The sequence below is a fragment of the Planomonospora parontospora genome (assembly GCA_014647935.1).
GTDB lineage: Bacteria > Actinomycetota > Actinomycetes > Streptosporangiales > Streptosporangiaceae > Planomonospora > Planomonospora parontospora.
The window spans coordinates 330,770-339,779 of sequence record BMQD01000005.1; the positions used below are offsets into that span (position 1 = coordinate 330,770).

Here is a 9,010-nt window from a genome sequence, read left to right on the forward strand (position 1 = left end):
CATGACAGCGACCTATCTGTCATGACAGCTTGGGCCTTCCTGAACGGTGGCCGTGAACTGTTCGCATCCCTTTCGGGAGGCTTGTGGGAGCCGCACCGTGACTTCTCGCCGATCCGTCGGCCCGAACCCCCCACATAAGCCGGGCCCGGCAGGCGCTCGCAACGCCGTACCGGGCCCTTGATCAGGAATCGAGGTCCTGACCCATGCGACACCTTAACCCTCCGGACGCCGGGGAAGAGCCCGTCTGCGGGCCCTGCTTCTCCGCCTCCCGGCCGCCGCTGCCGATGGGCTGTGCGGTCTGCGGGCATCCGCCGTACGACCACGGGTGCCTGCACGTCGACGAACACGACTACCAGGCGCCCTCCGGTGCGCAGATCCGCGCCCGCCAGGACCTGATCCGCGCCGCCCGGCTGGACGAGCAGGGCATGCCCGCGACCGCTTGGGTGCGGCCGAGCATGTGCGTGCCGGTGGCCGCCGAGGAGGCGCCGGTCGAGGAGGTGCCGGCCGTGCCCGTGCCCCGTACGGCCGAGCCCGCCCCACAGGCGGCGCCCCGGCCGCCCGTCCATGGTGAGCCGGTGTGGCACCAGGTCGAGTCGCAGACGACGTTCCGGCCGCCCGTCCCGGCTGGACCGGTGTGGCGCCCGGTCGAGCCGCGGGAGGCGCGCGCGGTACGGCTGGCGCGGGCCCGCGTCCCGGCGGCCCTGCAGCGGGCCCGAGCCCGGGCGGCGACCGTCCGCTCCCGGCCGCTCCGACCGGCCTCCGACGTCGGCCGTCCGATTCCCGGTGGGCCGCTGCCTCGCGGTGCGGGCCGGCTGCGGGCCGGCTGCGGCCCGGTGAGCCCGCCGCCCACCAAACGGTTTCCCGGCTATCGGACCCGCCCGGACCCGCCGGGTGGCGGCCGCCGTACGAGGCCGCGGGGGTGAACGGATGACGCGGCAGGAGCAGGCCGAGCTCGCCGAGTTGCTGCGCCACTCCTGGCCCGGCTGGACGATCTGGCGTACGGGCCGTACCTGGTACGCCACCGGGTGCGCGGTGCCGGGCTGTCGGAGCAGGCGGACGCTGCACGCCCTGGGCTTGATCCGGCTGTGCGAGCGGTTGCGCGAGGAGAAGGCTCGGACGCGGAAGGGGACGGCATGACCGCTGTAGGTGATCTCGGTAGAGTGGCCCGCCATGGGCGTTCTCGTCGACTACTTCACCGCGGACTCCGAGCAGTCCGCCCGGCTGGTCCTGCCTGTTGGACCGGCGGGAGCGAACCTGCCGTATGTCGACTGCAAGGGGTGGCTGGACGGGCTCGACACACTGGCGGCCGAGCTCAGCGGACGTGACCTCAGCGAGTTCGGTGACAGTGAGGTCATCGCCGACGACGGCGAATCGGCGGGCGTGGAGCGGGAGGCGCCCGAAACCGTGGCCGCGCTGGCGGCTGTAGCCGACGCTCGATTGCGTGAGTACGCGGACGAGGAACTGCTCGACGAGTTCGAGATCGAGCGCATCACGGCCCTGCGGGAGCTGGCGCGTGAGGCGGTACGGCTCGGCCGGGGGATGTATCGCTGGGCGTGCGCCTGAGCGCTTCGAACAGCTCCTCGCGGAGTGCGGACGGGAGCTTCCGCCCCATGTCGAGCGGGCTGACGAGCGCCTGGTCGTCGTTCTGCTCCACGGCGAGGTCGGCGAGAAACTCCAAGCTGAAGCGGGCCATCTCCCGGTGGCGCGGGTCCGGCCAGTGCTCCACCAGGGGCAGCACTGCTTCCACTCGTTCGCTGATCCGGTCGAGGAGCGCGTAGCCGGGCAGGCCGGGAAAGCGCTGCGCTCGGAGATCGATGTGGTGGAAGGCCACGTAGTCGAGTTCGGCACCGGTGAAGTCGTTGCCGGTGAAGTCGTTGTGGTCCCGGCCCAGCACGGCCTGGTCATGGTCGTCCGGACGGCCCCAGAAGTTGATGTTCCGTACTCGGCCGCGGAAGACGCAGTCGACGAACTCGGCCTCGGACGTGAATGTCTGGCCGTGCAGCCGGGACCGGTCGAACAGGCATCTCTCGAAGCGGACGTTGCCGAAGAAGGTGGACGGCGCGAGACGGGTACGTCGGAAGGTGCAGTCGCGGAAGACCGACTGCGGCCAGCCGGCGTCGTGCACGCCGGTGAGCCCCAGTGACAGCCCCTCGAAGGCGACGCCGGAGAAGTCGCACCTTTCGAACGTGCTGTCGTGGACACTGAAGCCGGCGAACCGCATTCCGGAGAAGTCGACGTTCACCAGTAGTGCCCGGTCGAAGGTCACCTCGGACACCCCAGGAGGCAGATCGAACCGCTGATCGAGGAGTTCACCGCGGGCGATCCACGCCGACCGCCACTCCTCCGGGCTTGGCCGGAGACTGAACTGCTCGGACGTGCTCACACCGACCAGCTGCCGAGGCCGGGCGTGAGTCGGGTGTCCGAGGAGCGCCTCGCCGTGAAAGAACCGGGAGAAGCGCTGTCCTCTGAAAGGGCGAGATCACGCATGCGCGGAGTCTTGCAGTTCAATCCGACAAAAGCCGGTCGTTTCGGTATCGAAAGGGCCCGTCTGATCCGAACCTCGAACAGCTCCTAACGCCGCTTCGGCGGTCTGCGGTAGGTGACGACCTTGTCGCCCGGTCCGGGATACGCCATGATCAGCAGCCGCTGGGTGCCGTACTTCTCGCCCTTCCACGGGAACCAGGCCAGGTGCAGGCGGATGCGGTAGTGCCCCTTGCGGCCGTCGAGCGACAGGTCCGGCAGTTCGGTGCCGCTCAGGCCGTCCATGAAGCGTATCTCGCCGCTCCGGTTGTCGTAACCGACCTCGACGACGTTGTCCCAGCCGCTGGTCTCGACCGGTGGGCGGCGGGTGTAGGTCTCCAGCGTGACGCAGACGTGGAAGTCGGAATGCGTGCCCACCGCCACGTAGCCGGGCCCGGCGGCGACCGGGCCGGAGGTCGTTCTCCTGCCCTCGGCGGGGAACTCGTCGTACAGCTCAAGCCCCGCCTCCGGCCACTCCGGCTCCTTGAGGCGGATCGCCTTGGCGGGTCTGATGAGCGGGCGGTGGCGCGGAGTGGCGTCGCACTTGCGCTGTTCCTCGGCCATGGACTCGTTGAACTCGCGCTCGTCGGCGGCCTTCGCCGCCTCGATCTCCGCGTTCGCGGCCGGGCAGATCCCGGCGAGCACCCCGCTCAGGTCGCGGACGTTCACCCCTTCGGCGGCCCGCAGGCGGGCCAGCTCGCTCGGATCGTTGCGGGTGTAGACGGCGCACAGGCGATGACCGTGGTCGAGCAGTACCTGGTCGGGCGCGGTGGTGGCGAACGGCAGCGCGTTCCGCTGGCGTACGGCGCAGACGAAGGCGCGCGGGCCGGTCGGCGGCGGGGCCGCCACGGGCTCGCCGTCCGTCTCCCAGGGCTCGGGAGGCGAGCAGTCCTCGGCCGTGGTGACCCGGCCGCGTGCCTGGTCGGCCGCGGGCAGGAGGCACAGGGCGACGGAGGCGGCCAGCGCGGCCGCGAGCACGTGGCGGCGCCGGCGGGCGGCGGGCGGGAGGCGGTACAGCAGGAACAGGACGAGGGCGGAGGCGGCGAGTGCGGCGCTGTACCAGAGCGGGGAGATCCCGAAGAGGATCTTCCCGCTGTCGTCCGGGGCGAACAGCCCGTCCGGGTACAGGACCAGCCGCTGCTCGGCCATCGTGGGGATGAACCGCCAGTCCGCTTCGGACGTCGTCGTGAGGGCGGTGGCGACTCCCGCCGCCGCGGCGAGGACCAGGGCCAGCGTCGTGGCGCGGAGCAGCCGCCTGGTCCTGCGCACGACCGCGACCAGGATCAGCACGGCCGGGGCGCCCACCCCGATGAGCAGGTCCAGGGCGACCCAGAGCACCGTCGCCGGGTAGCTCACATGCCCGTGGAAGAGATCGTCGACCGCGCCGCGGGGGCCGATCCACGCGGGCATGCCGTCCGCGAGGTTGACGGCCGCCGGGATCAGCGGGAGCACCACGGCCACGGCGGCCAGGGGCCACGCCCGCGCGGGGGCGACCTGGACCGGAGCCGCCGGGGACGGCGCGGGCGCCGGGACGCCCAGATCGTGGGCGGAGCGGGCCTGCCACACCGTCCCGAACACGCTCAGAATGCTCAGGACCATGATCAGTACCAGGCCGTAGTCGACGTCTACGCCGCCGAACGAGCTGATCGAGATGATCGAATGGCCTCCCGACGACAGCAGCGCCAGCAGGGCCGAGGCCGCGCCCAGCCGTACGGTGCCCCCGGTCCAGCGCGGATCCCTGGCCTGGCCGGCCAGGACGGGCACCAGCCACAGCAGGTGGACGACGTTGCCGAGCCGGTACGGGGAGACGAACTGCGAGACGGCGTACTGGCCGAGGCCGTAGGCGACGGTGGAGGCCATGCCCATGGCGGTGTTCGCCAGCCCCGCCACGAGCCCGAGCAGCCGCAGCCATCGGGGCAGGACGCCGGCCAGGACCGTGAAGAACAGCCCGACGAGGGCGAGCTGGAGCAGGTCGAGCGGCAGGGCGAGCCACCACTGGTACGGGATCGGAAGCCGGTACAGCAGCGTGCAGGCGACGCCGAGGTACAGGGCCGCCCGCAGGAGCCGGACCGGCCTGCCGTTGACCGCCGCCGCGCCGGCCGGCCGACCGCGGAGTATCTGCAGTAGGCCCAGCCCTCCAGGACGCCGCCCGCGACCATGAGGAGTTCCACCCACCAGACGTAGGGTACGAAGTCGGTGCCCCATCCCCCGGTGACGATCCCGCGCAGCAGTTCGGGATCGCCGGTGGCCAGCGCGCGGGCACCGGCGACGACGACCACGGCCACATAGACGGCGGCGAACAGCATGGCGATTCTGCCGAAACGGTAACGGCGCACGGGCACACCCTCGGGCACGAGCGGACATGCTCTGAAGATCAGAACAAAGGCGCCCAACCCTAGCGAGTCACTACGCCGTGTCAAGGGCGCAGGATCACCTTGCCGAAGACCGTGCCCGACTCGAGTCGCTCGTGCGCGAGCGACGCCTGCGCGAGCGGGACGGCCGCGTCGGCGACGCCTCGCAGCACGCCGCGGGCGGCGAGGTCGAAGACGGTCTTCAGTCCCGACCGCAGGCGTTCGGGGCCGACCGAGCTGAGGCTGAACATGAGCAGCGACGGAGAGTTCGGGAAGAGTCCCACGAGACCGGCGGCGAAGTCGGGGGCGGGCAGCCCGCCGGCCGCGCCGCAGACGACGTAACGGCCGTCGGGTCGCAGCCGTCCGAGATGGCGGCCGAGCTCGGCACCGGCCACGGGGTCGACGACGACGTCGTACGAGGCGTCCTCGCCGTCCCGGGTGGAGAACCCGAGCTCCGCCAGCCGCCCGGCATGCGCCGCCGAGCGGGTGCTCGCGGTCACCTCGGCCCCGAGGTGCGCCGCCACCTGGGCGGCCATCAAGCCCACGCCGCCGCTGGCGCCGCGGACCAGGACGCTCTCTCCGGGGGCCACGCCGGCCCGGTCGAGGAGCAGCGACGCCGTCAGCGCGTTGGCGCCGAGCGCCACGGCCTGGGCCGGGGAGACCTCGGGCGGCAGTTCCACCACGACGTCGTCGGCCACCGCCAGTTCGGCGTAGCCGCCTCCGCCGCCGAGCATGGCGTAGACCCGCTCGCCGGTCCCCCTGACGACGCCCGCGACCTCCAGGCCCGGGACGAAACCCGGCTCGGGGAACCCGGGGTACTGCCCGCGGCGGGACATCACATCGACGTACCCGACGCCCGTGGCCTCGACCTCGATCAGCGTCTGCCCCGCCCCGGGAACGGGATCGGGGAGGTCGACGAGGTGCAGGGCGCCCCCGTCGTCGAACGAATGCACAGTGATCGCCTTCATGCCTTCACCGTAGGGATCATCGGATGTATGGGAGAATGCGCGAAAGGACCCGATCCATACGAGATCGTGCGGAACGGATGGCGTGGACCTCTTCAGCGACGTGATCGGCAGCATGCGGGGCGGGCGGAAATCGTTCTGCCGGACCCGGGGCACCGGCCGGTGGGGCAGGCGGCTCGAGCCGTTCTCCGGAACGGGTTTCCACGTGGTGCTGGACGGCGGTGGCTGGCTCGTCACCCCGTCCGCGCCTCCGGTGCGGCTCGACGCCGGTGACGTGGTGTTCGTCCCGTACGGCGCGGCGCACGGGCTGAGCGGGACCCCGGACCGCCCCTTCGCCGAGTTGCCCGCGGTGCCGGACGCGTTCCCGCCCGAGGACGGTGCCACGTCGTACGCGGATGTGGTGTGCGGCGCCTACCGATCGGACAAGGGGCAGGCCCACCCCTTCCTGCAGGGCCTGCCCGATGTGATCCACATGCGTTCCGACCGGCACTCCGCCATGCGCACGGTGGTCGACCTGCTGGCCGACGGCCCGGAATCCGGGGTGGGGGCGGGCGCCGCCGTACCGGCCCTCATCGATCTGCTCCTGGTCTACCTGCTGCGCGCCTGGCACGACGACGCCGGGCCGCCCGCGGCGCTGGGCGACCCCGCCGTCGCGGCCGCTCTGCACCGGATCCACCGCGACCCCCGGCACAAGTGGACGGTGGAGGAGCTCGGCGCCGCGGTCGGCATGTCCCGCACCGCCTTCGCCCGCCGCTTCACCTCGCTCGTCGGGCTCCCGCCGGTGACGTACCTGACCAACTGGCGGCTCGACTGTGGCGCGCGGCTACTTCGCGAGACCGACGCGCCGCTGGCGTCGATCGCCCACCAGGTCGGCTACAGCTCGGAGTTCGCCTTCGCCAGCGCTTTCCGGCGCCGGTTCGGGACGCCGCCGGGCCGGTTCCGGCATCGGGAACGCGCCTTCAGCGGATGAACGGCCCCCGGTGGGGGCGGCCGGGCGGCGGGCGAGGACGAGGTGGACGAGGCGGGAGACGATGACGGCGGCGGAGGCCAGGGCGCCCGCGCCCGCCCAGACGTACAGCGCGGGCCAGACATAGGAGATCTGGTCCAGCGTGCCCACGCGGCGCATCAGGAAGCCGACCAGGTCGGCGAGACCGAGGAAGAACACGATCGGCAGCGCCCAGGGGACCAGCCGTACGGCCGGGCGCCACGCGGCCTGTCCCGAACGGCGGCGGGCCCATCGGCGCGCACGGCACACCCCGGCGAGGCCGGCCCCGAGGCTGAGCAGCGTCAGGCCGCCCAGCCAGGGGTCCGCGGTCGTGGTGAAGGGTACGGCGCCCGCGTCCGTCCGCCCTTCGAGGAGGTCGATCAGTCCGTCGGTGAGAATGACCGCGTCGTCACCGGAGATCATCCCGGTGTTGGTGACGACGGCGATGCCGTACCCGCTCTCGGGCAGGAGCGTCTGCGCGGAGTTGTGGGTGAGCAGCCAGCCGGTGTGCCGGAGCGCGGGCGCCCCTCCGGCGGTCTTCCCCGTCTCCCAGCCCATGCCGTAGTGGCTGCCGCCCACGCCGGACGCGCGCTGGGCGGTCCTGAGCGTCTCCTCGGGGAAGGCGCCGCCGGCGCCGTTCTGCGCGATCAGCCACCTGGCCATGTCGCGGGCGGTGCTGACGACGCCGTACGAGCCGTTGACGAACCACTTGGGATGGGAGCGCCTGACGACCTGGCCGTAGGCGCGGACGTGTCCCTCGCCCGCGTGGGGCAGGTCCGTGGTGACGTCCACCGTCGTGGTGGACGTCATGCCCAGCGGACGGAACACCGCGGCGGCCAGGTGGTCGGCGAACGGTACCCCGGCCACCACCTCGGCCAGCCGTGCCGCGACGGCGTAGTTGGGGTTGTGATAGATCATCCTGGTGCCGGGTTCGGCGGCGAGCGGAGCATCCCGCAGCATCGCGACGGCGTCCTTCAGGGTGTCCGGTGCGGGGAGCGTCAGTTCCGGGAAGGTCCGGTCGCTCATGCCCGAGGTCTGCTGGAGCAGCTCCCGCACGGTGATCCTCCCGGCGCGGGGGTCGGCCATGGTGAACTCGGGCAGGTGCTTCCGGACGGGGTCGTCCAGGCCGATCCTGCCCTGGTCGGCGAGCCTCAGCACCGCCAGGGCCGTGAACGACTTCGACAGCGAGGCGAGCGGCATCGGCGTGTCCGCGGTGATCGCCTCACCGGTGGCCGTGCGGCCGTAGCCCGCGGCGTGCACGACCTGGCCGTCCTTGGTGACCGCGACCAGGGCACCCGGCAGCCTGGTCCGCTCGAGGTAGCCGCGCACGTAGCGGTCGATCGCGGTCGCGCTCAGTCCGGTGGTCGCGCTCGGTCCGGCGGTCTTGGCGACCTCGGCGGCCTCAGTGACCTCAGCGGTCTTGTCGATCTCGGTGGTCTCGGTGGTCTCGGTGGCCTCAGCGACCCCGGCCGTCTCCGCCGCGTCCGGCAGGGCATTCGCCGCCGTCGCGCCGGTTCCGAGCAGCGCTCCGGCCAGACAGGCGATCGCCGCGGCCTTCCACATCCTCATCGCGTTCTCCTCCCGGACGTTCGTCCACGTCGACGAACGCTAGAAGTCGGCGGGGCGGGCGCACAGCGGACGATCGGACGGACCCGGCCCTGACTTTCGTCAGGGGCCCGGGAGCACGGCCCTTCCGGGGGCCGAAGCGGCCGGGGCCTCCGGCGGTCCACGGTGCCCACCGGTCGGCAGCGGGTGAGAGGCAGGTGCTGAGCCTGTGGTATCCAGGTCGGTCATGCGCTCAGTTCACCCGAACGGCGGGGGCTTCGCCGTCACCGATGACCCGGACGGGGTCATCGATGTCTTCCTGGGTTGTGCCGTCTCGCTGGGGGGCGTCTCCGGACGCCCCCTGAGCGTGGAGTTCGCCGAGCGCTTCTCTCCGGAGGGGAGCGGGATGCGTTTCCCCGTCTTCGTGGCGTACCGCGCCGAGGAGCCGGACGACGTCCCCGAGGAGTTCGACGATCAGGTCAGGGCGGAGGTGGGCGTCAAGGAGCTCTGGGTGCTCACCGACCTCTGGCCCGGCCAGATGCCGCGCTCAGCCGTGATCGAGGGTCCCGAGCTGCGGCACCTGCTGGGTGAGGTGCTCGAACTGCGGTCCTCCTGGACCAGGCCGCAGCAGGGGTGAGCTCGGC

The 9,010-nt window shown here is 72.1% G+C and carries 8 protein-coding genes and 1 pseudogene; 5 read left to right on the top strand and 4 right to left on the bottom strand.

The genetic code is table 11. The features are described from left to right. The first annotated feature begins 203 nt into the window (after positions 1 to 203). The 3 genes from IEZ07_RS10840 to IEZ07_RS10850 are packed head-to-tail and all read left to right on the top strand — an operon-like array spanning position 204 to position 1,563. A complete protein-coding gene (locus IEZ07_RS10840) occupies positions 204 to 923 on the top strand; it encodes a hypothetical protein (RefSeq protein WP_191894599.1) in 720 nt (239 codons plus the stop codon). A gap of 4 nt (positions 924 to 927) precedes the next feature. Next, complete coding sequence (locus IEZ07_RS10845; RefSeq protein WP_191894600.1) at positions 928 to 1,137, top strand: hypothetical protein; 210 nt, start codon at positions 928 to 930, stop codon at positions 1,135 to 1,137. 33 nt (positions 1,138 to 1,170) lie between these two features. After that, positions 1,171 to 1,563, top strand: a complete 393-nt coding sequence (locus IEZ07_RS10850; protein WP_191894601.1) for a hypothetical protein — start codon at positions 1,171 to 1,173, stop codon at positions 1,561 to 1,563. On the opposite strand, the gene IEZ07_RS10855 is transcribed toward IEZ07_RS10850, so the two are convergent. The 3 genes from IEZ07_RS10855 to IEZ07_RS10865 all read right to left on the bottom strand — a co-directional run bounded on the left by IEZ07_RS10855 (position 1,490) and on the right by IEZ07_RS10865 (position 5,839). Continuing rightward, on the bottom strand, positions 1,490 to 2,275 hold the full coding sequence (locus IEZ07_RS10855; protein ID WP_191894602.1) for a pentapeptide repeat-containing protein: 786 nt from the start codon (positions 2,273 to 2,275) through the stop codon (positions 1,490 to 1,492). The genes IEZ07_RS10850 and IEZ07_RS10855 overlap by 74 nt on opposite strands. Positions 2,276 to 2,571: 296 nt before the next feature. Then, positions 2,572 to 4,695, bottom strand: coding sequence for a hypothetical protein (locus tag IEZ07_RS10860; protein WP_191894603.1), 2,124 nt, complete (start codon positions 4,693 to 4,695; stop codon positions 2,572 to 2,574). Between the two features lie 241 nt (positions 4,696 to 4,936). Continuing rightward, positions 4,937 to 5,839: a quinone oxidoreductase family protein gene (locus IEZ07_RS10865; protein ID WP_191894604.1), complete on the bottom strand. Its 903-nt coding sequence runs from the start codon at positions 5,837 to 5,839 to the stop codon at positions 4,937 to 4,939. 82 nt (positions 5,840 to 5,921) lie between these two features. Here IEZ07_RS10865 and IEZ07_RS10870 point away from each other — a divergent pair, with 82 nt between their 5' ends. Beyond that, complete coding sequence (locus IEZ07_RS10870) at positions 5,922 to 6,806, top strand: AraC family transcriptional regulator (protein WP_191894605.1); 885 nt, start codon at positions 5,922 to 5,924, stop codon at positions 6,804 to 6,806. Positions 6,807 to 7,307: 501 nt separating this feature from the next. Here the strand turns inward: IEZ07_RS10870 and IEZ07_RS35565 are convergent. Further along, positions 7,308 to 8,390, bottom strand: a pseudogene (locus tag IEZ07_RS35565) (serine hydrolase domain-containing protein); the annotation flags it as partial. Between the two features lie 223 nt (positions 8,391 to 8,613). Between IEZ07_RS35565 and IEZ07_RS10875 the strand changes: the two are divergent. Continuing rightward, entirely contained in the window at positions 8,614 to 9,003 is a 390-nt protein-coding gene (locus IEZ07_RS10875; protein WP_191894606.1) for a hypothetical protein, read from the top strand. Positions 9,004 to 9,010 lie beyond the last annotated feature (7 nt).